This window comes from Endobacterium cereale (assembly GCF_009617585.1).
GTDB lineage: Bacteria > Pseudomonadota > Alphaproteobacteria > Rhizobiales > Rhizobiaceae > Neorhizobium > Neorhizobium cereale.
This window is the reverse complement of record NZ_WIXI01000050.1, coordinates 297,060-321,048: the sequence shown is the minus strand read 5'-3', so window position 1 is coordinate 321,048 and position 23,989 is coordinate 297,060. Positions and strand designations below refer to the sequence as shown.

Annotated in this window: 22 protein-coding genes; 10 read left to right on the top strand and 12 right to left on the bottom strand. The window is 59.9% G+C overall.

From position 1 onward, the window contains the following. Window positions 1-3: 3 nt before the first annotated feature. The 10 genes from sctR to GAO09_RS24930 form a co-directional block, all read right to left on the bottom strand. Window positions 4-660: a type III secretion system export apparatus subunit SctR gene (gene sctR / locus GAO09_RS24975; protein ID WP_153358874.1), complete on the bottom strand. Its 657-nt coding sequence runs from the start codon at window positions 658-660 to the stop codon at window positions 4-6. After that, window positions 657-1,688, bottom strand: coding sequence for a FliM/FliN family flagellar motor switch protein (locus GAO09_RS24970; protein ID WP_153358872.1), 1,032 nt, complete (start codon window positions 1,686-1,688; stop codon window positions 657-659). Before GAO09_RS24970 ends, sctR begins: the two co-directional genes overlap by 4 nt. Next, window positions 1,682-2,167, bottom strand: coding sequence for a type III secretion system stalk subunit SctO (locus GAO09_RS24965; protein ID WP_153358871.1), 486 nt, complete (start codon window positions 2,165-2,167; stop codon window positions 1,682-1,684). The genes GAO09_RS24970 and GAO09_RS24965 overlap by 7 nt, the downstream gene beginning before the upstream one ends. Then, window positions 2,164-3,504 (bottom strand): type III secretion system ATPase SctN, encoded by a 1,341-nt coding sequence (gene sctN, locus GAO09_RS24960; RefSeq protein WP_410769051.1) that lies wholly within the window; start codon window positions 3,502-3,504, stop codon window positions 2,164-2,166. Before sctN ends, GAO09_RS24965 begins: the two co-directional genes overlap by 4 nt. Next, a complete protein-coding gene (locus GAO09_RS24955; RefSeq protein WP_153358869.1) occupies window positions 3,501-4,097 on the bottom strand; it encodes a FliH/SctL family protein in 597 nt (198 codons plus the stop codon). Before GAO09_RS24955 ends, sctN begins: the two co-directional genes overlap by 4 nt. Next, on the bottom strand, window positions 4,094-4,678 hold the full coding sequence (locus GAO09_RS24950; protein ID WP_153358867.1) for a hypothetical protein: 585 nt from the start codon (window positions 4,676-4,678) through the stop codon (window positions 4,094-4,096). The genes GAO09_RS24955 and GAO09_RS24950 overlap by 4 nt, the downstream gene beginning before the upstream one ends. Beyond that, the gene (sctJ, locus tag GAO09_RS24945) at window positions 4,675-5,493 is read right to left on the bottom strand and encodes a type III secretion system inner membrane ring lipoprotein SctJ (protein WP_153358866.1); all 819 of its coding nucleotides are present in this window, start codon (window positions 5,491-5,493) and stop codon (window positions 4,675-4,677) included. Before sctJ ends, GAO09_RS24950 begins: the two co-directional genes overlap by 4 nt. Window positions 5,494-5,498: 5 nt before the next feature. Further along, window positions 5,499-5,951: a hypothetical protein gene (locus GAO09_RS24940; RefSeq protein ID WP_209018837.1), complete on the bottom strand. Its 453-nt coding sequence runs from the start codon at window positions 5,949-5,951 to the stop codon at window positions 5,499-5,501. 39 nt (window positions 5,952-5,990) lie between these two features. Next, window positions 5,991-6,200, bottom strand: a complete 210-nt coding sequence (locus GAO09_RS24935) for a hypothetical protein (RefSeq protein ID WP_153358863.1) — start codon at window positions 6,198-6,200, stop codon at window positions 5,991-5,993. 74 nt (window positions 6,201-6,274) lie between these two features. Continuing rightward, window positions 6,275-6,973 carry a secretin N-terminal domain-containing protein gene (locus GAO09_RS24930; RefSeq protein WP_153358861.1) on the bottom strand — a complete coding sequence of 233 codons (699 nt, stop codon included), beginning with the start codon at window positions 6,971-6,973 and terminating at the stop codon, window positions 6,275-6,277. Between the two features lie 465 nt (window positions 6,974-7,438). Here GAO09_RS24930 and GAO09_RS29735 point away from each other — a divergent pair, with 465 nt between their 5' ends. From GAO09_RS29735 to GAO09_RS24900, 7 genes are all read left to right on the top strand, one after another. After that, complete coding sequence (locus tag GAO09_RS29735; protein WP_209018836.1) at window positions 7,439-7,606, top strand: hypothetical protein; 168 nt, start codon at window positions 7,439-7,441, stop codon at window positions 7,604-7,606. Between the two features lie 120 nt (window positions 7,607-7,726). Beyond that, the gene (locus GAO09_RS24925) at window positions 7,727-8,662 is read left to right on the top strand and encodes a SctD/MshK family protein (RefSeq protein WP_153358859.1); all 936 of its coding nucleotides are present in this window, start codon (window positions 7,727-7,729) and stop codon (window positions 8,660-8,662) included. A gap of 28 nt (window positions 8,663-8,690) precedes the next feature. Beyond that, the gene (locus GAO09_RS24920; protein WP_153358857.1) at window positions 8,691-9,077 is read left to right on the top strand and encodes a hypothetical protein; all 387 of its coding nucleotides are present in this window, start codon (window positions 8,691-8,693) and stop codon (window positions 9,075-9,077) included. Next, on the top strand, window positions 9,074-9,403 hold the full coding sequence (locus tag GAO09_RS24915; protein WP_153358855.1) for a tetratricopeptide repeat protein: 330 nt from the start codon (window positions 9,074-9,076) through the stop codon (window positions 9,401-9,403). The genes GAO09_RS24920 and GAO09_RS24915 overlap by 4 nt, the downstream gene beginning before the upstream one ends. After that, entirely contained in the window at window positions 9,400-11,571 is a 2,172-nt protein-coding gene (gene sctV / locus GAO09_RS24910; protein WP_153358852.1) for a type III secretion system export apparatus subunit SctV, read from the top strand. The genes GAO09_RS24915 and sctV overlap by 4 nt, the downstream gene beginning before the upstream one ends. A 91-nt stretch (window positions 11,572-11,662) precedes the next feature. Then, window positions 11,663-13,003: a type II and III secretion system protein family protein gene (locus GAO09_RS24905; protein ID WP_153358849.1), complete on the top strand. Its 1,341-nt coding sequence runs from the start codon at window positions 11,663-11,665 to the stop codon at window positions 13,001-13,003. Next, window positions 12,993-13,418, top strand: coding sequence for a hypothetical protein (locus GAO09_RS24900; protein WP_209018835.1), 426 nt, complete (start codon window positions 12,993-12,995; stop codon window positions 13,416-13,418). The genes GAO09_RS24905 and GAO09_RS24900 overlap by 11 nt, the downstream gene beginning before the upstream one ends. A 17-nt stretch (window positions 13,419-13,435) precedes the next feature. On the opposite strand, the gene GAO09_RS24895 is transcribed toward GAO09_RS24900, so the two are convergent. Beyond that, entirely contained in the window at window positions 13,436-14,215 is a 780-nt protein-coding gene (locus tag GAO09_RS24895; protein ID WP_209018834.1) for a tetratricopeptide repeat protein, read from the bottom strand. 131 nt (window positions 14,216-14,346) lie between these two features. Here GAO09_RS24895 and GAO09_RS24890 point away from each other — a divergent pair, with 131 nt between their 5' ends. From GAO09_RS24890 to GAO09_RS24880, 3 genes are all read left to right on the top strand, one after another. Further along, window positions 14,347-15,399: an EscU/YscU/HrcU family type III secretion system export apparatus switch protein gene (locus GAO09_RS24890; protein WP_153358844.1), complete on the top strand. Its 1,053-nt coding sequence runs from the start codon at window positions 14,347-14,349 to the stop codon at window positions 15,397-15,399. Window positions 15,400-15,423: 24 nt separating this feature from the next. Then, window positions 15,424-16,053: a L,D-transpeptidase gene (locus GAO09_RS24885; RefSeq protein ID WP_235938457.1), complete on the top strand. Its 630-nt coding sequence runs from the start codon at window positions 15,424-15,426 to the stop codon at window positions 16,051-16,053. Window positions 16,054-16,804: 751 nt separating this feature from the next. Beyond that, window positions 16,805-19,987, top strand: a complete 3,183-nt coding sequence (locus tag GAO09_RS24880; RefSeq protein ID WP_153358842.1) for a LysM peptidoglycan-binding domain-containing protein — start codon at window positions 16,805-16,807, stop codon at window positions 19,985-19,987. A 174-nt stretch (window positions 19,988-20,161) separates the two neighbouring features. On the opposite strand, the gene GAO09_RS24875 is transcribed toward GAO09_RS24880, so the two are convergent. Continuing rightward, on the bottom strand, window positions 20,162-23,881 hold the full coding sequence (locus GAO09_RS24875; protein WP_153358840.1) for a type III effector HrpK domain-containing protein: 3,720 nt from the start codon (window positions 23,879-23,881) through the stop codon (window positions 20,162-20,164). Window positions 23,882-23,989: the final 108 nt, after the last annotated feature.

Genomic DNA, 23,989 nt, shown 5'->3' with positions numbered 1-23,989 from the left:
CGGCTATCCTCCATAGCTCAGGATCAGTCCATGCATCAGCCGCGACCAACCTTCCACCGCCACGAACAGGAAGATTTTGAGCGGAATGGAAATGAGCGTCGGCGACACCATCATCATGCCCATCGCCATCAGCACGTTGGCGACGATCAAATCGATTACCAGAAACGGGATGTAGAGAAGAAAGCCGATTTCGAACGCGCGCGTCAGTTCCGACGACACGAAAGCCGGAATCAATACGACGAGGTCGTCATCCTTGAGATCCGCGCGCGCTTCCGGCGACCAGACACTTTCCGTCGCTTCGATAAAGAATTGCCGTTCCCGCTCGTTGGCGAAGCGCTTGAGATAATTACGCAGCGGATCGGCAAGCGTCTCGCCTACATTGCGCAGGCCCTCGACACTTTCGATATCGATCGGCCGGCTCTCCACTGCGCGGTACATGTTGCCGACGAGAGGCGTCGTCACATAGACCGTGAGGATCAGCGCGATACCGTAAAGCACGAGGTTCGGTGGCGATTGCTGGATGCCGAGCGCATTGCGGATCAGGAACAGCACGACGGAAATTTTCAGAAATCCCGTCATGGTCACGACCGCTAGAGGCAGGAGACCGATCGTCGAGACGACAATGATGATGGCAATCAGGTTCGGCTGAAATTCGGTCATGCTGTCCGGCTGTCTGCGGGAAAAAGGGAAACGACGCGGACGCCCAGGCCGGCGCCGATCATGATGAGTTCGCCGTGCCCGAAACGTCTGTCATCGACGACCAGATCAACACCGGTTCCATTGAACGAGGAAAGCGGCAATGCCTGTTGTGGCTTGAGAGCATCGATAGCGCCTATCGTGGTGGTAATACGCGCAGATTCGGCAATGAAGTGCACCAGATGAGCGTTTTCTTTTCCCGACCGGATATCGGCCAATGAACCGACCATGGCGCGGCGGCTCAATGGATAAAAGGGGCCATCCAGTTCCACCCCGTCGGCCTTGCGGCGCGCAGCGGCAACCAGTTTTCCATTCGCCACCACAACAGGGCGATGATGAGCCAGCATTACCACGTCGCCGGGTGAGAGACTTTCAATCTCCGTCATGGAAAGGTCCTGCGACCCGGCCTCGACGACCATTTCAACGGCGACACCGGAAAGATCTGCTGGTTCTGGCGGCTGCAGGCGGTCGAGAAAATCGGCCAGCGTTTCGCGATGACGCTCGGCCAGTTCGATCCGCAAGGGCATCATCTCGCCATCTGCTTCGATCGCCATATCCAGCGCATGGTGTGTCTGCGTCACATCGCCGTCGCCAAGGCGGATATCTTCCCCGACGTGAGTCTCCAGTTTGCGAATGAAGTCGAGACCAGCCAGTTCCAGAAGCACGGCGCGCGGCAAAGGCTTCTCATCTATGAGAGCCCCCTCAAGCATGAGCGGTTGCGCCAACCAGTCGATCAAGCCGGCAGACATATGCAGTCGGCAGGTTTCGGCACCGATCGTGAGCGGCATGGCCACCAGCATGTCATCGGTGCGCTCAGCGACTGGATGTATCTTGATTTTACGCCCCGCCACCACACCGGCAATCGACCCGCGCGGTCGCGACAGACGCTCCCCAAGAGAGACAGGAACTGGTTCCGGCAGCACCGCCAGAACCTCGGCGACGCTGGCGCCACCACAGCCCAGACCAAAATGGACACCCGTATCCCTCAGCATGACATCCGCACCCGGTCTGCACTCATGTCTTCCATTTCCATTTCGCTGGCGGCATCCGTGCGTGCGCGGTCCTGCTGCAGCAATCGGTCTTGCGCTTGCGCGAGTTTGTCACGTTCGAACAGTCGCTGCCGCCATTCGGCATGCGCTGCCGCGAGTTCCGTTTGCCGCGTCGTAACAGCCCTAATCACTGTCTCGCGGGCCGTGATCAGTTCCTCACGTTTCTGGTCGGATATTCCGAGACGATCACGGGAACGACCCAGTTCGTTTTCGGAGACCGGACGTATGCCCATGGCGGCGAAAAACCGCTCTTCCTGTTGTCCGGTCTCGCGATCATGCTCTTCGATGTCAGAATCGGCGATCGACACAGCATGCTCGGCATCCTTCAGGCGTGAGGCAGCGACCGACACAGCGGTTCGCGCCCGCTCCTCACGAAGCGCCCGCAGGTCCAGCAGCCGGGAAAGGTCTGAAAGGCCACTCATCCAAGAGCCTCCTTCATCGCCTTCAACGTTGTCGCCATGTCGCAGATTTCATCCGATGGCTGGCGCAAAAAGGCTTCGATCGCGGCATGACGGTTCACCGCCTGATCTGCCCGCTTATCGCTGCCAGGTTTGTATTCACCGACACGCAGAAGAAGCTCGATATCCTGATAGGCCGCCATGCTTTCTCGCATGTCGCCAGCCAGATCGCGATGTTCCTTCGAGGCAACAGTGTTCATCAGGCGGCTGCGGCTTTTCAAAACATCGATGGCCGGAAAATGGTTTCGCTGTGCGAGTTCGGCAGAGAGCACGATGTGACCATCGAGGATGGCCTTGGTTTCCTCGGCCACCGGGTCCAGTCCGCCATCACCTTCGGTCAGAACCGTATAAAGCGCGGTGATCGACCCGCCCCTGCCCGGGCCCGCCCGCTCCAGCAGACGCGGCAAGGCCGCAAAAAACGATGGCGGAAAACCGCGCCGGGTGGGCGGTTCGCCGGCGGCAAGACCGATCTCGCGCTGCGCCCGTGCAAACCGCGTGACCGAATCCATCAGAAGCAGCACATTGCGGCCCTGATCGCGAAAATATTCGGCGATAGCCGTCGCCACATAGGCAGCTTTCACACGTTCGATCGCCGGCCGATCCGATGTAGCCACCACCGTGACGGACTTTTTGCGGGCTTGGGCATTCAACTGAACATCGACGAATTCGCGCACTTCGCGGCCACGTTCACCGATCAGTCCGACGACGATGACATCCGCCTCCGTGCCGGCGACTATTGAGGCGAGAAGCGAGGATTTGCCGACACCCGGTTCGCCAAAAATGCCGACGCGCTGACCACGCGCCACCGTCATCAGACCATCGATGGCCCGCACACCGAGACGCAGAGGATGCTCGATGATATCGCGTTTCAGCGCATGCGGCGGATCTGCCTGAACCGGATAGGTTTCCGATGTGGTGAGCTGGCCGGCTTCTCCATCGAGCGCCCGCCCCAGAGGATCGATGACACGACCAAGCAGCGCCTCGCTGACCGGCACCCGCAGGGATCGCCCTGTCGCAATGACTTCGGTCCGGGCCGACATGCCTTCGAGATCACCGATCGGCGAGAGCACCGCGCGCTCATCCTCGAAACCGATCACTTCGGCAGGCACCTGTCGTCCGGTCACCGGATCGCGCAGATGGCAGAGTTCGCCGATCCGCGCCTGGGGTAAGCTGGCATGCACGATGACGCCACGGATCTCCCGAACACGTCCGCGTGTCGGGCGTGTGTCAACCGAAGACACCGCCAGCGACAATCGCGGCAGAATGCTTTCGAGGTTTTTGGGCCGCAGCATCTCGTTCATGAGCCGCTCCGTTCCTGATACTGGTCCTGCATGGCGGCACGGATTGCTTCAAGCTGCGTATCGATGCCGACATCGATGCTGGTCGATGCTGTGGTGACCGTGCTTTGCCGGCCGGACAGATGCCGGTCTGCCGCCACCCGCACCGTCAGGGCACCGGAATTCATGGCCTCGAGACGCCGCTGCACCTCACCCAAAATCTCGGGCGCAACATTGACAACGACGGCCTTATCTTCGCGCAGCCCGTTTAGCGCCTCACGCGCGGCGCGTGCCACGAGCTCGGCATCGTCGAAGGTCCCGATGACACGTTCGACGATCTGCATAGCCAGCATAGCAACCATCGGCTCCACGGAGCCGAGATAGCGTTCCACATCCGCCTGCGTGCGCATCAAAAGAGCAGCTGAGTGCGCCTCGCCTGCCTTTCGGCCCTCTTCGTGGCCGGCCTCGCGGGCCTTGGCCACCTCATCCTGCGCCCCGCCGCGAATGGCAGCTGCTTCGGCCTTGGCTTGTTCCAGAAAGGCGTAACCGTCGATCCAGCATTCGGCCTCCTCCGCCCGGATGATACGGGCGAGCGGTCGGTTCGGCATTTCCGTCATGCGTTCCGGCTTTCAGATGCGTAGAGACGGCGCAGGATGACCGGCCCAAGTTCAACCAGATCAGCATTATCCTTCGCCGGAACGGCATGATCGTTCGGCCATTTCAGTCGCACACGGCGCTTCAGGGAAACCGGCAGCACCTCGATCCAGGCAGCAAGACACGACGTTCCATCCCGCGCCACCTCGGCTTCAAGTTCATCGAGATCGTCGGTTCTTGCCATGTCCGTCGCAAGAGCGCCATGGCGACGCGCATCATCCAGAGCCTCGGCCCCGAAACGATCCGTCAGCGCCGAAAGAACCGGACCGCGAATTTCCTGCACGAACTGCCGCGCATGCAGCACGACACCGGCACGAGCTGCCAGTTTTTCCAGATTGTCGCGCGAAAGCAGGGCGAGCGCCTGATCGACCTCATCAATGCTTTCGCTCGTATCGGCAAGGTCGTAATGGCACGTGACAATCTCGGTGAGCCGGGTAGCGAACCGAGGTTCGTCCATAAGTCCGTCAGGAAGCCCGTTGGCCCCGACCGTCCGAAAACACAGGGCGACGCGATCCGGATGCATCTCGGCCAGCAGAGCATTCATCGAAAGCTCTCCAGCTGATAGGTCTTTTGATCACGCTGGCGCAGCAGCAGGGCGGCCACACCAGCCACCAGTGCAACGACAAGCCCTGCCAACCCGCCGATGATCCACATCGCCCGCGAAACGCTGCTTTCCAACATCCACAGACCGAGGAAAGACACCATCGGCTGACTGGCGGATGCTGGCTGCGCAGCGGCCGCAGCAACCGGCACGACCGAGACCTTGTCATAGGAAAGGCCTGCAATGCCGTTGGCAACCAGCGTCTTGATCTGAGGAATGAGCGGATCGATCTTCAGGCCGGCCTCATGGCGGATGAAGACCGAAGCGGAGGACGGCGATGCCTCGCGGCGCAACGGATCATTGTCCGGCAGCACGATGTGAATGCGGGCCGACAGCACACCATCGATCTCGGACACGGTGCGCGACAGTTCTTCCGACAGCGCATACAGCATTTTTGCGCGTTCCTGCGTCGGCGAGGCAACAAGCCCTTCCTGCTGGAACACTTCGCCCATCGTGGCAAAGGCCTGTTTGGGAAGGCCGGCATCGTCCAGCACCTGCACAGCCTCGCCGAACCGCTCGCCATCAACGACGACCTTCATCTTGCCGTCGTCCTGTAGCACGCGGCTTGCCGGGATGCCGTTGCGTTGCAGCGTCGCGACCATGGAATTGGCCTCGCGTTCCGCAAGGTTGGTATACAGATCCTGCTGGCAACCCGCGAGCAGAAGAGTGCACGCGACAAGAGCCGCGCTACCGAGTCTCTTCAGCGGCGCGGACAGGAATGGGGTGACGAGATGACGGACAGGCCCCGAATTTTCCATGCGCATCACTGACCGCGCAGCAGCGTGTTGGCCGCGCCGGAAACCTGCGTCGTGCCGCGCACCACCATCTGGGTCTCGATCGAATGGTCGAACATCATGCCAAGCGACTGGACCACCTTGTCGATCTGGTTCTGATCCACGGGCAGCGCCGAATTGCGGGTCTGCGACAGGTCGGTCATGCCGGCGCCTTTCGGGCCGAGGCTGACAAGTTCGCCACCGGTTGCCTGCGGCGTGCGCTGAGTCAGGCCGCTGGCCCGCTCGGCAAAACTGCCGCTACGCTCGAAAAAGCCCTGCAGGTTCTGCAGCACCTCCTGACCAAGCTGTGTCGGCCCCGCACTTTCCGGCAGCGCCTTTGCCTGGCTGGCGACATGTTCGAACAGGTTCTGGCTGGCTTGGGCTGCCACATCCTGCACGGCTGTCGGCTGCGGCATGCCCGCAGCCACGATCGGTGTCGTCATCGGTTTTCCTTCCGAAAAAATCGCGTCTGTTTTCAGCGATTATTCGTCGGACATCGCCTCGTTGAGGATGTCGTTGGCGCGCGGCATGATGATCATCTGACCACCGATGGTGATGGCGCCTTCGATCATCATTTCTTCCAGTTCGGGCGTCATTTCGCTGCCCTGCGCATTGTTGAGGGCGGCATCGAATGCAGCTTCGCCATTGGTCGTTGAAACGGAATCCACACCGGAAACAGGGGTCACAGCCATTGTCTTCTTCCTCTTTTCATCGGTGGGCGAAAGCGTTTGCTGCTGTCGCCCGTTTCAGTCTCATCCGCCGAAAATCATTTTCGCGCGGCGTTCTCCTGGCGTTGACCGGAGGGCGCACTGTCCGCCGGCCCGGTCGAAACCATTTCCGTCATCACCCCGCCGCGAAATACGCGAACGCGCGGATCGTCACCTGCGACAACCGGTTCCGGCTGCAGACGCTCGACGAGTTGGTTGACGACGTTGATGTAAGCAGGCGGTCCTGACACGGTTATGACATTGCCGTTGCGCGCGGCGCGCAGCGAAAACCGCTCGTCGGCCAGCCCGAGATCGCGCATTTCATTGGCAACGACATCACCGCGGAGGCGACCGGCATCGATCACCCGCGTCACAAATTCCCTGTCAGCGCTGACATGCAAAACCGAACCGTCGAAATACCAGACAAGACCGTTGGTGGCCGCCAGCCGGTCGATGAACTCGCCCGCACTTTTTGCCTCGATTCGACCCCGAACACGGCCATTGACCGCATCCGAGAGCACAACTGGAAGGCCGACATTGCGCCCGAACTCGGTCAGCGCGACACGCACATCCTGATCGAGAACGACGTAGTTATAGGGACTGTCGGACCAGGCAGGTGCGGCTTCGGCGGTTGAAGCCAGCGCCACGCCTACGGCCAGCAGCAGGGCCAATGCAGCACCTGAAGCGGGGCGACTGCGCGGTCCATTGCTGGCTGCACTGCTCTTCAACGCGGACACATGGGCGAAGCGAAAAATCATGCGCGAAGGCTATCGGAACACACCAGACGAATGAACAAGCCAATATGAATTTTTAATGAAATTTAACCGTAAGAACCTGCGAGCAGACATGTTCCTTTCGATCGGAAAGGATTCGTCTCTGCTGCGATCGATGCCCGATCCCGCGACCTGTGAATGGCGGTCGTGTTGTTAATAAATGCGGCGCCGCAAACGGATTTTCAATTTCTTTTTTCGCATAGCCAACCGAGTGGATACGAGGGCGCAATAAGTTGTTTTAAAACAGTTTTTAAGCGATAAAATACATCAGCATATATGCATAGATAGACCGTCAGGCTTAACGTTTCGGCAAGAATTTTCACTTTGTCGTTAATCTGTAGAAAACCGCCTCTAGGTTCCAGCCCGTCGCGGCCTTTCGAGGAGAGAGCCGCGCTACGGCGCATCAATGCGGCGTATCTCATGAACCTGAAACAGGAATGGAGACCACCCATGGCAAACGTACCTGCGACTTCTTCCACCGGCGGCGGTTCCGACGCGGCTATCGCAAAGATGGAAGCTGCCTTCGACGCAGCCATCGAAAAGTCGGCCAAGATCACCGAGATCACCACCGAAAAGAAGACCGAGCTCGACGCCACCAAGCAGCGTCCGCAGAACTAATCCGGTTAGGCGCGGACGAAATTGCGCGTCCGCGCCGCCTCCGCTCCATGAAGGGGTGCTCGTGGCCGGTTTGCGCCAACCGGCTGTTTAACGAATGAATTCGGTCAAGGGGGTGCAACCATGCCGCCGAACAGTTTAAGTTCTTCCAGCGCAAACGCGCTGTCCACGGCCGTTGTTGCAGCGACACCAGGAATGCTGTCGCTGGATGTCATTTCGGGCATGCACAATGGCGTGCGCGCGCCGATTGATGGCGACGCCTGCACGATCGGCTCCTCCCGCACCTGCGACCTTGTGCTTTCCGATGCGGATATCGCCGAAGAACATCTTCAATTGAGATTTTATGGCCGCCAGGTCGCGATCAATGCCATTGGCGGTCCGGTCGTGATCGAGGGCCGCCCGCCCGTTCAACGCGGTTTCGGCTGCCGCGCCAATCTGCCGATCACGCTCGTGGTCGGCGGCGCAAAACTCCGTATTGCCCGTGACGGCGCCCAAAATCTGATGACGCGGCGCTGGGGACCCTATCTGGCTGTTCTGGCCGTTGCGCTTGTCATGATGCCGATCGTTGCTGTGCAAGCCGGCATTTCCGGTCTGATGCCGCAAAAAGCAGTCTCGCCCGAAGACAGCCTGATTGTCGGCACCGTCCCGGCCGCGCCGCTCGCGCCTACGGATGCCGAAATCGTCGGCAACCTTCAGCAAAAGATCGCAGAAGCAAATCTTGGCAACCTGACCGTGACATCCGATGGTCGTCGCATCGATGTCGCCGGTGAAGTGCCTCCGGCGCGCATGGACGCGTGGCGCGGGGTACAACGCTGGTTCGACCAGTCGCATGGCGGTCGTTATGTGTTGACAAGTTTCGTCGCCCCTGCCGCGCTGACCGATGCGCCAAAATTCATCTTCCAGGCCGTATTTTTCGGCGATAATCCCTATGTCCTCGATGCTCGTGGCGAGCGCCGTTATCCGGGCGCCGCATTGCCGGACGGCTGGATGCTGAAATCCATCGAGAACGGCCAGATCCTCGTCGTGCGCGGCGGGCAGGAGTTCAAGCTGACCTTATGATGCGCATGAGACGTTCAGGAGGGTGGCAATGAACGAACCATTGCGGCCTGTCACCATCGATCGGCAACGGCTCGATCGGGCGCTCACCGAGGCGGCCAAGCGCGCCGATCCGGTCAGCCGCGCGCAGATCGAGGCGTTCGAGAACGCCGTGCGTGTGCGCCGTCGCGGCAGCCTTGCGCATGGCGCGTCGCTGCGCGGCGAGATCGACCAGCTGACCATGCCGGAGATCACCGATTCCGGCATCTTCGGCAATGAGCGGAGCATGAACCTGCTCGACCACGTCATCACCGCCATCCTGCCCAATCTCGACGCCAACGAAGACGTCACCTCCATCGCCAAGGCGATGCTGGAGGAAGAGATCGACCGCCGCCGCGAATTGCAGGCACGGATCGATGAGGAAGGCGGTCCGGAATGAACCGCACCGATGCCGATTCCGCTGAACTGATGCATGCGCTCGGTTACATCTACATGCGCAGCGGCCAGAAGGGCCGCGGCCTCGTGTTCCTACTGATCGCCAACCGCATCGAGCCGGAAGATCCCGGCATCCTGCGCAGCCTCGCAGCCGCCCTGATCGAAAACGGCGCCGGTGAGCGTGCACTCGGCGCATTGGACAGGCTGATGGAAATCGACGGTGATCCGTCTTCGCATCTTCTTCGTGCGCGTGCCTTCTGGGTGCTGGACGACAAACCGCAGGCCTATCGCTGCTTTCGTGACTATCTGCACTTGCGGGGGCCGCAATGACTGGCATTCTCGGCACGCTCAACCGTTTTGCGCGCATGGCGTCCTATCGCTCCGATGTCATCGTCGCGAGCTTCATGATGCTGGCTGTCATCATGATGGTCATTCCGCTACCGACCTTGGCTGTGGACATGCTGATCGCCGTCAACATGGCACTCAGCCTTCTGGTCCTCGTCGTCGCCTTCTATATCGGCCGACCTGGCGATTTTTCCTCGCTGCCGCCCATCATCCTGATCGCCACGCTCTTCCGTCTCGCCCTGTCGATCACCACCACACGCCTCATCCTTCTGCATGCGGATGCCGGTGATATCGTCGCAACCTTCGGCAAATTCGTCATCGGCGGCGAAGTCGTGGTCGGCCTCGTCGTCTTCCTGATCATCACCGCCGCCCAGTTCATCGTTATCACCAAGGGTGCAGAACGTGTGGCCGAAGTCGCCGCCCGCTTCACGCTCGATGCCATGCCCGGCAAGCAGATGTCGATCGACAACGACCTGCGCAATGGCGACATCGACCAGACCGAAGCCCGCAGCCGTCGCGGCCGGCTGGAGCGGGAAAGCCAGCTTTACGGCGCCATGGACGGCGCCATGAAATTCGTGAAGGGTGACGCCATCACCGGCATCATCATCGTGTTCGTCAACCTGATCGGCGGGCTGCTGATCGGCATGCTCAGCCGCGGCATGAGTTTTTCCGACGCATCCCACACCTATTCGCTGCTGACGGTCGGCGATGGCCTGATCGCCCAGATCCCGGCGCTGCTGATCTCGATTGCCGCCGGCACCGTGGTTACCCGCGTCGCCTCCGAAACCGAAGCCGACCTCGGCACCGAAATTTTCCGCCAACTCGGATCAAGCGACAAGGCGCTGTGGCTCGCCGCCGTCATCCTTCTCGGAGCGGCCTTCGTTCCCGGCTTTCCGACGCTGATTTTTCTGGCACTTGCCGCCTTATTCGGTGGCTTTGCCTTCACGATCGGCCGCCGTCGCCCCAAAGCCGCGCAGCCACCGGTTCAGCAGCCGGAACCGGATATGATCGAGGTCGAGGATGGCCCGGTCATCGAGCACACGGTCATCTCCAGCGGCTCGACCCGCCACCGTGTCGTCGCCCATGTCGGCGCGCATATCGGCGAGGCCGTATGGCCCGAGCGTTTTCGCCTTGAAGCCGACCATGTCCGCGACATGCTGAAAGCCGATCTCGGGCTGGACATGCCGGCCGTCGAGATGCGTCCCGACCCGTCACTTTTGCCGGATCGTTTTCGTATCGATCTTGAAGGCGTGCCGATCGTCGAGGGCGAAATCCCACACAATACGCTGCTGCTGAACGACGACCCCATGCATCTCGATCTGTTGCAGGTACCGCGCCACAATGGTCCAGCCCACGTGGCGGGACAGCGCGCCATCTGGATTGGCGCCGCTGAAGCGGACTCATTGTCCGAAGCCGGCATCGGTTTTCACGATCCCGCCGCGACGCTCGCCAAAAGCCTGTCGCATTCGCTGCGACGGTATGCGGCACATTTCATCGGCATTCAGGAAACCCGCGAGCTGCTGACCCTGATGGAAGGCGAATATGGGGAACTGGTGAAAGAAGCGACGCGCGTCGTGCCGCTCAACAAGCTCTCCGATATCCTGCGCCGGCTGGTGGAAGAGGATGTGCCGATCGGCAATCTGCGCGCCATCCTTGAAGCGCTGGTCGAATGGGGCGGCCGCGAAACCGATGCGCTGCTTCTCACCGAGCGGGTGCGCATCGCGCTTGCCCGCCAGATCTGCCATCGCCATGCTCAGCTCAACCGCGTTCTTTCCGCCTATGTGCTGTCACGCGCTGCGGAAGATGCGATCCGCAACGCCATCAAGAGCACCGGTGTCGGCAAGATGCTGGCTCTGCCGGAAGACGCATCGCGCGCCATGCTGTCGCAACTGCGCCAGGCGCTTTCCGATGGCGGCGACCAGCAGACATCAGTGCTCCTGACCTCGCTCGATATCCGCCGCGTCATGCGCAACTACCTCATTCGCAACGATATCGAACTGCCGGTCATCTCCTATCAGGAGATCGCGCCGGAATATTCCGTGCAGTCGCTGATGTCCGTCACAATAAATTCACAAATCCGAAATCGATCAACGAAATCAGAGACTAACGAGGCCGAAACCGCGCAGGAAAAGCCCGCGCTAACTTTTGGTTAACCATAAACCGCGCGTGTAGCCCTCAACTGGGCTGCCGCGCGAATCGTGTCTGGCCTGGTCCGGCACGACGCATGGGGAGACGACCGCGAGAATGACAAAATCGACCATCCTGGCAAAGGGACGATATTTCCTTCTGCTCCTCCTCGCCGTCTGTCTGCTTGCCCCGCAAGCCCAAGCAGAATCCTTCAGCATCGATGCCAAGGCCGGCGAAGCCGTCGCCCTGCCGCTCGGCCAAGGCCGCATCCTGCGTTTCGATCAGCCGGTCGAATCCGTCTTCATGGCCGATGCCAAGATCGCCGATGTTCGCGTCGTTTCCCCCGGCGTCGTCTACGTGTTTGCGCTGAAGACAGGCCGCACCAACCTGATCGCTCTCAGCCCCGATGAGCAGACACGCGGCTCCGTCGATTTCTGGGTCATGCCGGATTCGCGCCCCGTGCAGGAGGCGCAGCGCGCCGTACAGCCCAACAGCACGATCAAGATCTCGCTTTTCGGCGAACAGCCTTTCGCCAAGGGCCATGCCAACACGATGCAGGAGGCGATGGACACGCAAAGCGCAATGGAAGCCCATGCGCCGGAAAACCAGCCGCCGGTCAACAACACCACCGTGTCCGGCTCCAACCAAGTCAATATCCGCGTTCGTTTCGCTGAAGTGTCCCGCAACCAGCTGCTCCGCTACGGTGTCACCTGGGACGCCTTTGTCAGCGCCGGCAATTTTTCCTTCGGTTTCGTCTCCGGCGGCAGTCTCGCCCGCGATGCGGCAAGCGGTGCATCCAATGCGCTGAGCACCGGCGCCGCATGGAGCGGCGGCCGTGTCGACGCCCTGCTGGAAGCCCTGCAGGCGAACGGTATCCTCACGGTTCTCGCCGAACCCAATATCACAGCCGTCACCGGCGAAACCGCCAGCTTCCTCGCGGGCGGCGAAATTCCGGTGCCGGTACCGGTCGGCAACCAGCAGATCGGCATCGAATACAAGCAATACGGCGTCTCGCTGCTCTTCACGCCGGCACTGCTGCCTAATGGCCGGATCAACATGCGGGTACGCCCGGAAGTATCGAGCCTCTCGGCCAGCGGCATGGTCAACATCGCCAATCTGCAGGTGCCGGGACTACAGGTGCGGCGCGCCGATACCACAGTGGAAGTCGGCAGCGGCCAGACCTTTGCGATTGCAGGTCTCTTCCAGCGCAGCGCCTCGCAGGACATCGAGAAGGTGCCGATGCTGGGCGACATGCCGATCCTCGGCGACCTGTTCAAATCAAAACGTTACCAGCGCAACGAGACCGAACTGGTGATCCTGATCACGCCCTATCTGGTGGAGCCGGTCGAAGCTCGCAGTATGAAAACCCCGCTCGACAGCCCGAACGGTGCACTCTCCGGCCCGGTCGCCACCAAACGCACGAAAATCAACAAGGGGTTCGGCTTCTATGTCGATTGAGACCTGCATCACCGGACCACGCCTTGCCCTCGCACTTGCAGTTCTCGCCCTCTCGGGTTGCCAGAACAGCAAGGAACGCGATCCCCTGCCCTATTCGCCCAACTATCATTATGCGCAAGGGTCTGGTGCCGTCAGCAAGGGTTATGAAAAACAGGCAAGCGGTCGTCTCGTGCCGGATGCCTGCGTGACACCTGACGTCACCGAAGACCCGATGTATCTGCCGCCGGGCTGCGCCAACAACATGAACCTGCAATTGATGGTGGAGCGCCAGAGCGATCTCGTCCAGGGCCGCAAGACGGGACCTGCCATGGCAGCACCGATCGTGCGCGCCGCCCGCAACAGCATCGATGGTGTAAAACCGGAGCAGACGCCGGAGGACCAGCGCGATGTCAGCACCACGGGATCAATGAACTGATGCGTCGCAGTCCAGCCTTAGCTGGACGCCAGAAGACCGATGGCGCGGGCCCGCGCCGCCGGTTCTTTTATCGTGCGAACCTTGCGGGCTTCTGCCAGGAACGTGCGCTTTTCGGCTTCTGGATAATCCGGCACGGAAACGGCCGCCGCATCCTTGTCCTTCTGGCCGAGCGTCAGCGCCAGCATGAGATTGCGGAAATGCCGTGCCTCTGCGCGCGGCGACTGCGTGACGGTGCGCAACGTCGAAACCGCCGCATCATTGCGGCCGGCAATCGCCTGCGCCAGACCGAGATTGGATTGCGTATCGAGATTGCCGGGATCGATGTTGCGGGCCTGCGAAAAAGCGTTTTCAGCGCCCTGCCCGTCACCCGACAGGATCAGAGCCGTGCCGAGTCGGTTATAGGCCGACGAGCTTTTGACCAGAGGGGCCGCGACCGCCAGCGTGCGGGCCGCACTTTCGACCTGCGTCGCCTGCAATTGCGCAGTACCGAGGCCGAGAAGAGCCTTGCCATCATTGGGCGAAACATCGAGCGCCTTGCGGAAGGAAACGATTGCCTGATCGGGATCACCGGCGGCGATCTGCGCATCGCCAAGCCGCGTATAAGCACCCACCTTGTCCTCGGAAGACTGGGCTGCACGCTCGTAGAGAGAAGCCGCCGTGGTCTTGTCGCCACGCCGTTCGATATCCTGCGCCAGCTTGATGAGACGGGCTTCCTCATTGGTGGGGCCGGTCTCCACCGTCTCGGTGGTGGTGGTACAGCCGGCAAGCATAAGCCCGCAAAGAACCAGGGCGTTCAAAGAGTGATTCCGCATGTCATCCCGTCCGTTAGGTCCGGCGTTTTTCTAGCCGCTGCGGCACCGACTGACAACCGACAAGGGGTGACTTTTCTGCGCCCAAGCCGTCAGAATGTTTCGAAACGGAGCATTTCATGAGCGGCGATACCAGCGAGGAAAAAAGCCAACCGGCGTCAGACAAGAAGATTCGCGACGCCCGCGAAAAAGGCCAGGTGTCGAAAAGCCAGGATCTTGTGGCGGGCGTGATGCTGCTTGCCTCGATCACCTATCTCGCCTTTTCGCTCACCACCGAGCGGGCGAAAATCGAGGCACTGCTGGATCTCATCGCGCGGCGCGTTCACACAGATCCATTCGCCGAATTGTGGCCGGTGGTTCTGGCGCTGGCCGGCAACATCATGATCAATCTGGCCGTACCGCTTCTGGCCGTCACGGTGGCCGCGATCGTTCTCACCAATCTGGTCGTCATGCGTGGTTTTGTGTTCTCGGTCACGCCGATCACGCCGAATTTTGAGCACATCAATCCGGTCTCCGGCGCCAAACGCATCTTTTCGATGCGCAGTGTCGTCGAGTTCTTCAAGGCACTGTTCAAGGTCGCTGTTCTCGCCACCGCCTTCGTCATCGTCTTCCGCATGGGTCTGCAGGCGCTTATGCTGTCCTCCACCTGCGGCGGCCCCTGCATCACCAACACGTTCCGCGCCCTGCTGCAGCCGCTGATCATCACCGCCATCATTGCCTTCATCGTCGTCGGCCTGATCGACGTTCTCGTGCAGCACTGGCTGTTTCAACGCGATCTGAAAATGACCAAGAGCGAGCAGAAACGCGAACGCCGCGATGCGGAAGGTGACCCCGCCATCCTGCAGCAGCGCCGCAAGGAACGTCGCGAAATGCAGGCCTATGCCACCAAGACAGGCCTGATGAACGCCTCGCTGCTGGTCGGCTCACCGGATGGCTGGACGGTCGGCATCCGTTATGTGCGTGGCGAAACGCCGGTGCCGATGATCGTCGCCCGCGCCAGCCCCAGCCAGTCACGCACGATGATCACCGAGGCGCTTCTGACCGATATCCCGGTGATCCGCGAAACGGCTCTCGCCGATGCCATTGCCAAATCCGCCCGAACCGGCGAGCCGGTGCCGGAAAAAATGTTCCAGCGTGTCGCCGACCTTCTGGTCGCCGCCAAGCTGATCTGATTGTTACAGTGAGGACGACAGCCGATGCCGCATCCATATTCCAACCGCTTCCTCACACTGACGGCTTCGCTGATGCTGGTCGCGGCACCCGCCTTTGCCCAATCCGGCCCCCGCCCCGCCTTCGATGAAGGTTATATCGATTTCCTGTTTTCGCCGACGCGCCCGGGCGCATCAGCGCCATCCGGCCCACCGGCGCATCGTCGCGAAAATGCCGATCGCAGCACACGCCAGCGCATTGCCTATCAGAGCAATGAAGCCGCCGGCACGATCCTGATAGATACCGCAGCCCGCCGTCTTTATCTCATCGAGAGCAACGGTTTTGCCCAGAGCTATCAGGTCGGTGTCGGCAAGGAAGGCTATGGCTGGCACGGCAGCGAGCGCATCAGCGCCAAACGCGAATGGCCCGACTGGCGTCCGCCCGCCGACATGCTCGCCCGCCGCCCGGACCTGCCCCGCCACATGGTGGGCGGCCCCGACAATCCGCTTGGCGCACGTGCGCTTTATCTGGGCGATACGCTCTATCGTATCCACGGCTCCAACGAGCCGGAAACGGTCGGCACAGCCGCGTCTTCCGGATGCTTTCGCATGACCAATACGGATGTGATCGACCTCTACAGCCGCGTCGGAATTGGCGCGAGAGTGCGGGTGTTTTAGGCGCTTCGTTGCGAGAAAGCGGTCAGCAATAGACAAGCTTGCCGGCCTGCGAGCAACGTGCTCGTCACCTTCTGAAACGCCGAAATTGGTATGACCAACGTGGACGTTCTGCGGGGTCGATTCAACGATATCAATATCTTGACTCCGAGTTCATCCATGCATTTTCGAAACGTGCGATACTTCACGTGTTCCATCGTGGATACACCGGGAGGCGTCCCGGCGAGTTGGAGCCGGCGCTGGTGTTGGAGAAACGACGTAAGTCTCCAGCATCGGGGTTCGCGGAAACTGGTTCCCCTCCGGCGACACGGGGGAGGTGTTGTGAGCGTCAAACCTTGCAGCATCTCTGAAGCCCGAAAGAGCGCGCCGGGCGTGCCTGTGCGGCACACATGATCGCCACTCGGTGGAAACACCGGGGATGGCTTTCGCAGAGGAACCGAAGTCGCGGGCAAAAACCGCCGAAACGGGGCACGTCGTGCGCCATTATAAAATTTAATTAGGAGGCACAGGACGTGCCCCGGCCACATGACCCGGAAACGACACCGGGAGCTTTTTGAAAACCGAAGATCGCCAAGGGCGGACTCTGCGCTCCTGTCAGGGCAACCGCAACACGCTATTGAGCGCTTTCGATACCGCCCAGAAATCACCCCGAAACTTTCATGAAACTGTAACGCATATCCCGCGCGTTTGGCGCTAGCTTCACCATCCAGACCAATGTCGACGCCTTTCCCTTTCAAAAGCTCGAGAGAACGCCATGGCCTACCGGATCGATGTGAATGCCCGCAATCGTTTCAACGAAACCGGAGAGGCATCCTCGCCGATCCCGGATGCGCAGGGCGAAGCCTTTCGCCGTGATATCGCGCTTGTGACACGCGAGCGCGAAGGGCGTGAACGCGACGGCGGCAAGGATCAGGCTGAAATCGGCGATCGCATCTTTGTGGTCGAAACCGGCGACACACTCGAAAACATCGCCCGTGAAAACCATGCCGATCCGGCGGATGCGATGGAGATCAACGCTGATCCGGAAAACCACAACGGCGATCTTCTCCATCCCGGCGACATCATCATTCTGCCCGCACCCGAGCCGGAAATCGTCGCAGAAACGGCACTCGATGCCGATGGCAAGCCGGTCGGCGAGGATGACCTCATCTCCTCCCTCCACGAGCGTGGCAATCGGGTCGAATATGCCGACCCCGTCGAAGGTATCGATACGGCAACCGAGATCGATGCCATGAAGCAGGATGTGGCCGATTACCTCGCCGCCCTGCCTCCGGAAACCCGTCAGGATGCCGCCCTGCGCCTCAGCCAGACGGATTGGGTGGATGCTGGTCCGGCCGGTATCGCTGTCGAAAAGGCCGTCACCGAATCCGGGCTGGAAACGGGTCCGGTCGAGGCTTTTGCAAGCGAGCTGCGTGATCGCGGCAATGCGCTGGAATATGCCGATCCTTCGGTTTCCATCGACCAGAGCCGCGAAATCACCACGCTTGCCGGTGACATCGGGACCTTCCTCGAGACGTTGCCCGAAAAGGACCGCACCGATGCGCTGCAGAACCTGTTTGACCGCGACTGGAGGGATGCCGGCCCGGCACAGGTGGCCATCGAGCAGGCAGCTTCCGCCTCCGGCATCACCTTGAAGAGCTCCGGCCATAATGGCCCGGAGCTGGAAGGACAGGTGCGCTCCGCCGTTGATCGCGCCAAGGCGACAAGCGAGGATGGCGAGCTGCAGTTCCGCGCCTTTGCCGAGACCTATGCCAATGCCGACCCCGAACTGAAACAGGCGCTGCTCGGCGCGGGTTACGGCGGTGATTTCATCCGCTCGATGGCGGATTACGCAACGCAGCCGCTCGGCGATTACGATCCGGCCGTTCACATGCAGAGCAAGCCCTACGAGACATTCCTGCGCCTCGACGCCATGACGGGCGATCTCCCGACCGGAGAGGCAGACAAGACCGAAGCGATGCCGCCGGAACTGGCGGCAGCCCTGGTTTCGGCCGCCATGCCGGAGCTGGAGCGCGCCAACGCGCTGCATATGGAAAGCACCGGCAGCCCGATGCTGGGATATGGCGGTGTCGGATCCCTTCTCAAGGTCGCGGATCGTATCGAGGGCACCCCGGTTGGCGACGCCGCCATCGACCGTTTCGCCGACATGGGTTTTTACGCCCCGAACGAGCTGACGCGTTCGATCGGCGAGGGTGGCAGCCTGCAATATCCGCTGGAACTGTCGGAGCGTAACGGCACGGACACGACGCTTCTCGAGCGCGACATCCTGCCGGGCGTCCGCCAGACACAGGCGGAAACCAACAGCGCCGTCAGCACCTATGCGGCCCATATGGAGGAACTGCGCTGGATGACCCAGAATTTCGGGGAGACCATGACCCCGGAAGAAATGCAGGCCGCAATCGCCGACTACAAGGCACAGAAAAACATCGAGGATCCGACTTGGATCGACAACGAAAAGAAATATGAGGCTGATGTCACCGCGCATGGCAATACGCTGCTTGACCAGATTTCCCAGCTCAACGAAGTCCCCGATCAGCCGGCCGAACAGCGCGCGGTGGTGGACAAGGAAATCGAGGCAATCCTCAACGACGATCGTTCCTACCTTGCCATACAGGCCGCTATCCGAAACGACCCCTCGGTCATCGACAAGCCGGGTGTTCTGGACTTTGCCAGCCAGCAGGCACGCCTGACCGATCGCGGCAGAAAGCTGGTCGATGAAATCACCACGCAGGTAGTGCAACGCGACGTTCTGCCGAAACTGGCGAACTTCAAGCCGGGCGACGAGGCGAGCCTCAAGGAGGTTCAGGCCGGCCTTGCAACATTCCGCGACGGCAAGATCGCCAAGCTGTTGGGCGTGACCGAAAAGGACATGAACAAGGCGATCGACGCGATCGAGCGGTCACTACCATCCGCCACCGACGGCGAGGCGGAAATCAAGACCAAGATGGAGAAGCTGGACAAGGACCTGCAGGGTCTTGCCGGCCACAAGAAGGACGGCATCCGGGCATTCTCCAACAAGACGATCCCCGGCCAGCTGCTGCGCACGATCGGCGCCACGGCCGCCGCGACCGGCCTGTTCAATTCGGTGCAGACGGCGGGCACCCAGCCGAATGTCGAAAACATCCTTAAGGCGACCTTCGATTCCGTCGGCATGTGGCAGCGCTCCGTGGAAATCCGCAGCGGTCTCGGCATGATGGATCCGGACTCCTTCGTCGTCAAAAACTTCGACAGCAGCGTCAAGCTCGGCACCAAGGCCATCGGCGTGGTCGGCGCGGTTTTCGACGGGGTGAATTCTGTTCAGGCCTTCATGGACGACAATCCGTGGATGGGCGCAGCCCATGCGGTCACGGCTGTCGGCGGTGCCACTGCCGCAATCGGCGCGGGATCGATGTTCGGCGTGGTCGGTGTCGGGGTCACGATCCTCGGCGTCGGCGCCACGATGGTCATCGCCGACGTTCAGGACAAGAGCAAATACGAGACCGAAGCTTCAAAGCGCTTCCTCAATCATTCCGCGCTGGATGAGGAAGCCTCCGCGATCCTTATCGACCAGAGCGGCGGTGGCCACAGCCCGGTTCCGTTGCTTCTCGAATATGCCGAAAAGAAGGGTTTCGATCTCGACAACGACGATCATCGCAACGCATTTGCGGAATGGGTCAACGCCATGTCAGCCGACCAGCTGACAACCCTGCGCGACAACCTGCATCACACGATCGATGATTTCGGTGGCAACGAAGCCCAATTGGCGATCACGGCACCAGACGATTACGAATATACCAGCAGCACATTTTACGATCGCGAGGTCGTGACACCTTACAAGACCTTCCTCGGCGAACGTTTTTATGTCGAAGGCGGCGATGCCTCCCCGAGTTCGGTGACACAGATCGAAGTGGCACTGGGAACGCTCGGCATTCCGCAGCTTGCAGTACCGACAAGCTAGAGATCCAAATCCATCGACATGAAGAAGGGGGCAACTGCCCCCTTTTTCTGTTTCGGCGTCAAACGACTTGCGTCGCCGGTGACGTTCGTCCTTGTCGCGCCGCAGTCAATGCGACCGGCTCCGCTCTGGAGCGATATGAAGCCGGGCTTTGCAAACCCGGCTTCAGCGACGGGATCAGGACATGCCTTCGCTTGTTTTACCCCACACGTCCTCTGGCAGATCGCCAGGGTCGCCATAGGGCACGCCATCGATTTCGTATTTGCCGAGATACTGATCGAGCAGCGAAGCAAAATCATCCTGCCTTGCCTGCATCTTGCCTTCCTCGATCAGGCCGGGGAGGAACATGGCGATCGTTCCGAAACCGGCGGCGAGAAGTCCCAGACCTCCTGAAAGCGCGGCCATGACAGCCCTTGCTGCCGTCTGACCGGCAAGCGCCGCGGCACCTTCCCCAGCCGCGGCAACCCCGGCTGCAATCCCCAGCGAGCCTGCCGTGATATTGAGACCTCCGGTCACGTGGTCACCTCTGTCCCAGGCCTTCTTGCCATCAAAAATGCCGTAAGCCCCGGCGACGATACCAGCCAGTCCGCCTGTTATCTTGGCTGCGTTTTCAAGCTTGCCGTGCTTTTTGAAGGCATCGTCGAAAAACGTCTTTTGTGTCGACTTCAGATCGTCCTTCAGCTTCTTGCCAAGGTCACTCGCCGGGTCATCAAGTTTGGCGTCTTCCAGATACTGCGCTCTTCTCACCTTGAGCTGTTTGCCAAGTTCTGTCTTCGGATTGTCGGACTTGGCATCCGCTATGGTCGCCTCTCTGTCCGCCTTCAGCTTTTTGCCTTCTTCGGTCTGCGGGTTCTCCAGCTTTGCATCTGCGATAGTCTCTCTGCTGTATTGTTTCGCGTCGTATTGCAGCAGTTCATCCAGATGTTTTTCCCGCACGTCATCGAGCTTGACCTTAAGGTTACGTCCGGCCTCGGTCGCAGGATTTGCAAGCTTGGAATCACTGACGACGCTATTCGTGACATGATCCTTGTAGCCCTTGATGCCGCCCTCCGTCAGAACCGTGACGGTCTGAACGGATCCTGTGACGATATCGACGATGTTCTTGTCGGTGAGCTGGCCGCTGTTCTGTGCACCCCTGGCGATGGTGACACCTGCGAGGAAGATACCGCTGACGCCGTGCATGACACCTTTATCTGAAAGAACCTTCAGATCGGGGTTGATCAGTCCCTTTTTGGTCGCCGCGTTCATCCATGCTTCGGGCATATCCGCCAGCGCCTTGGTCCCTTGGCGCATGACGTCCCAGCTGCCGCGGATCCCGGTCAGGATTGCATCAATGGCCTGCTTTTTTTCCTGTCCATTGACCACCAATTCGGGATTCTGGTTGACGAAGTCGGTGACGATTTTTTCCAGCTTCTCGTTGTCCAGATCGTCTGATCCGTTTTTCCCGAAAACCTTTTTCAGATCGTCGAAGCTACCGTCTTTGAATGTGTTTTCATTCGCGATCCGATTGAAATTGCCTTCGATATCCTTTTCGAAAGTCTTGGTGAATTCCGAATCGAGCGCAGCGCCGTAGACAGCGACTTCCGAGCTGAACGTGCTGAGCGCTTCCTCGAAAGGGTTATCCTTCATCAACTCTTCAAGCCGCTTACCCGAGGCAAGAGAATCCTTGTAATAGTCCTTGAACGCCTGGGCATGATCGGACTTGCCGACTGTCTCGCGAATTTCGGCAGAGCCATCCTTGATGCCGAGAACATCCTGGTAGATGCTCGCCGAGGAGTAGAAATCGGCGAGTGCCGTGAATTGATCGGTCTTTCCGTCCTTGGTATTGGTCTTCCACAAGTCGTCCAGAAGTTTTCCGGATTTCACTTCATCATCATAGGTTTTCTGGACGACGTCCTTCAGACCCTTGTTGTTTTCGAACAATTCCGCCGTCCTGCTGGCGGTATTGGTCTTCATATATTCGACAACGGCTGGATCGCTTTCCAGAATACTGATCTTCTCATTGATATCCTTGAGAACTTCCTTGGGATCAGGGTTTGTTCCGATGGCGACCTTGCCGTAGTCGCTGCTCCACATACCGGCGCCGGCGCCGGCACTGACCAATTGCTGAGCCTGAAGCAATTCCTGCAGCGCGGCGGCCTTCTCCTGCGTGGAGCTCTTGCTGTCTGCCTTGAAGACTTCCTTGTCCAGCTTACTAACATCGACATCACCGACCGCATTTCCGCTGATCACGCCTGACAGAAAGGAGATGAGTGATCCGGCATCCTTCGGCGCCTGCTTATCCATCCAGGTGCTCAGGTCGTCCTTGCTGACCTTGCCATCGGGCTTGTATTTGAGCTCGTTCTTCGCCGTATCGACAGACAGGATGGCGCCGGGCTGCGACCAGAAGCTCAAGGCTTCCTTGGTTTCGTCGCTCAACCCTTTGGTCGTATCCATGTATCGCTTGATCGCACCGGCATCCAGGCGATCGCTGCCGCCTGCCTTTTCACGAATCGTGTCGTAGTTTTCCTCGAGAATAGCCCCGTATTTGGCGATCTGTTTCGAGGCTTCGTCGGCATCGGGATTGGCCTTGATGTAGTCCTTGTAGCTCTGGGTATCTTCCGCCTTGCCCTTGATGGGAGCGATGTCGCCGAGATTACCCTTGAGGGAGGAGAAGCCGTCCTTGGCAAAATCCTGAAGGCGGCCGGCTTCGGTGCCGTTATAGGCTTCGCGATCCTTGCTGAAACCGTTGATCTCGCCATTGCCGACATCGCCGCCGGAAAGTTCCTTGCCGTTGCTGTCGAACAGTTCCACATGGCGAAGAATCTGTTCGGCGCGGTAGGCGGCATCGGCGTCCTTGTCGAAGTCGCCTACCCGCTCCTTCATCAGATCGCGGATACCACTGTGATCGCCTAGTTGCTTGAAGAGGGGATCACCGTCGATGATGTCCTTGGCGGTACGCTTGTCATCTTCGGGACGTTCCCATTTGATGCCCAGCTCTTCTTCCGCCCTTTTACGCTCATCCTTGTCGCTGCCGGCATTCTTGTAGTCGTCCAGCTTGCCATTGAGGCTGGCGAAACCGTTCTTGCCGAAATCCTGAAGACGGCCGGCCTCGGTATTGGCGCGCGCTTCATTATCCCTGGTGAAGCCGTTGATCTTGCCGTCGCCAACGTCACCGCCGACAAGCCGCTTGCCCCCTCCGTCCAGTTTCTCGATGTGATCGAGAACCTGCGATGCACGGTAGGCAGCATCGGCATCCTTTTCGAAATCGCCGACCTGTTCCTTGAGCATGTCCTTGACGCCGCTCTGATTGCCCAGCTCCTTGAGCAGGCGGTCACCGTCAATGATGTCCTGTGCCGAACGATCATCACCCTTTGGCCGCTCCCATTCGATGCCGAGGTCCTCGGCTTTCTTGCGGGCCTCCGGATCATCGAGCTTCGAGGTCACATCATTGAGCTTGCCCTTCAGATTGGTGAAGCCGAACTTGCCGAAATCCTGCAGGCGGCCCGCCTCAGTGCCATTCTTGGCGTCATCGCTGCTGGTAAAGCCGTCGATCTCGCCGTTATCGATATTGTTGCTGGCAATACGATTGCCGTTTTCATCAAATTTCTCGATATGCTCTAGGACCTGAGCGGCTCGATATGCCGCGTCCTCGTCGGTCTCGTAATCACCGACCTTCTCCTTGAGCACTTCCTCGACGGTTTTCTTTTTACCGTCGGCGGTCTGGATCTTTGTATCGGCCACGTCGTCGATCGGCGTGTATTTCATGATTTCTTCGGCACTGCGCTTGTCATCGGCAGGCTTTTCCCAACGAATGCCGACATCCTTGGCGTCTTTTTCGGCCTGTTCCCAAGCTTTAACGGATTCGGGATCTCCCGAGCCTGGATTGGTGCTGGTTGCCGAGTTAACTTTTGCCATAGGTCACGCCTCTCCTGTCGCTGTAACGTCTAAAGTCCGGTTCGATGAAGGATTGTGTTAAGGTTAAACGGTGGTGTGTGTAGTGCATGTGACACCGCGTCACTTATT

What these genes read in the sequence shown, in the direction of transcription:
- sctR (WP_153358874.1), bottom strand. Translation starts at nt 660, where the DNA reads ATGACCGAATTTCAGCCGAACCTGATTGCCATCATCATTGTCGTCTCG.
- GAO09_RS24970 (WP_153358872.1), bottom strand. Translation starts at nt 1,688, where the DNA reads ATGCTGAGGGATACGGGTGTCCATTTTGGTCTGGGCTGTGGTGGCGCC.
- GAO09_RS24965 (WP_153358871.1), bottom strand. Translation starts at nt 2,167, where the DNA reads ATGAGTGGCCTTTCAGACCTTTCCCGGCTGCTGGACCTGCGGGCGCTT.
- sctN (WP_410769051.1), bottom strand. Translation starts at nt 3,504, where the DNA reads ATGAACGAGATGCTGCGGCCCAAAAACCTCGAAAGCATTCTGCCGCGA.
- GAO09_RS24955 (WP_153358869.1), bottom strand. Translation starts at nt 4,097, where the DNA reads ATGACGGAAATGCCGAACCGACCGCTCGCCCGTATCATCCGGGCGGAG.
- GAO09_RS24950 (WP_153358867.1), bottom strand. Translation starts at nt 4,678, where the DNA reads ATGAATGCTCTGCTGGCCGAGATGCATCCGGATCGCGTCGCCCTGTGT.
- sctJ (WP_153358866.1), bottom strand. Translation starts at nt 5,493, where the DNA reads ATGGAAAATTCGGGGCCTGTCCGTCATCTCGTCACCCCATTCCTGTCC.
- GAO09_RS24940 (WP_209018837.1), bottom strand. Translation starts at nt 5,951, where the DNA reads ATGACGACACCGATCGTGGCTGCGGGCATGCCGCAGCCGACAGCCGTG.
- GAO09_RS24935 (WP_153358863.1), bottom strand. Translation starts at nt 6,200, where the DNA reads ATGGCTGTGACCCCTGTTTCCGGTGTGGATTCCGTTTCAACGACCAAT.
- GAO09_RS24930 (WP_153358861.1), bottom strand. Translation starts at nt 6,973, where the DNA reads ATGATTTTTCGCTTCGCCCATGTGTCCGCGTTGAAGAGCAGTGCAGCC.
- GAO09_RS29735 (WP_209018836.1), top strand. Translation starts at nt 7,439, where the DNA reads ATGGCAAACGTACCTGCGACTTCTTCCACCGGCGGCGGTTCCGACGCG.
- GAO09_RS24925 (WP_153358859.1), top strand. Translation starts at nt 7,727, where the DNA reads ATGCCGCCGAACAGTTTAAGTTCTTCCAGCGCAAACGCGCTGTCCACG.
- GAO09_RS24920 (WP_153358857.1), top strand. Translation starts at nt 8,691, where the DNA reads ATGAACGAACCATTGCGGCCTGTCACCATCGATCGGCAACGGCTCGAT.
- GAO09_RS24915 (WP_153358855.1), top strand. Translation starts at nt 9,074, where the DNA reads ATGAACCGCACCGATGCCGATTCCGCTGAACTGATGCATGCGCTCGGT.
- sctV (WP_153358852.1), top strand. Translation starts at nt 9,400, where the DNA reads ATGACTGGCATTCTCGGCACGCTCAACCGTTTTGCGCGCATGGCGTCC.
- GAO09_RS24905 (WP_153358849.1), top strand. Translation starts at nt 11,663, where the DNA reads ATGACAAAATCGACCATCCTGGCAAAGGGACGATATTTCCTTCTGCTC.
- GAO09_RS24900 (WP_209018835.1), top strand. Translation starts at nt 12,993, where the DNA reads ATGTCGATTGAGACCTGCATCACCGGACCACGCCTTGCCCTCGCACTT.
- GAO09_RS24890 (WP_153358844.1), top strand. Translation starts at nt 14,347, where the DNA reads ATGAGCGGCGATACCAGCGAGGAAAAAAGCCAACCGGCGTCAGACAAG.
- GAO09_RS24885 (WP_235938457.1), top strand. Translation starts at nt 15,424, where the DNA reads ATGCCGCATCCATATTCCAACCGCTTCCTCACACTGACGGCTTCGCTG.
- GAO09_RS24880 (WP_153358842.1), top strand. Translation starts at nt 16,805, where the DNA reads ATGGCCTACCGGATCGATGTGAATGCCCGCAATCGTTTCAACGAAACC.
- GAO09_RS24875 (WP_153358840.1), bottom strand. Translation starts at nt 23,881, where the DNA reads ATGGCAAAAGTTAACTCGGCAACCAGCACCAATCCAGGCTCGGGAGAT.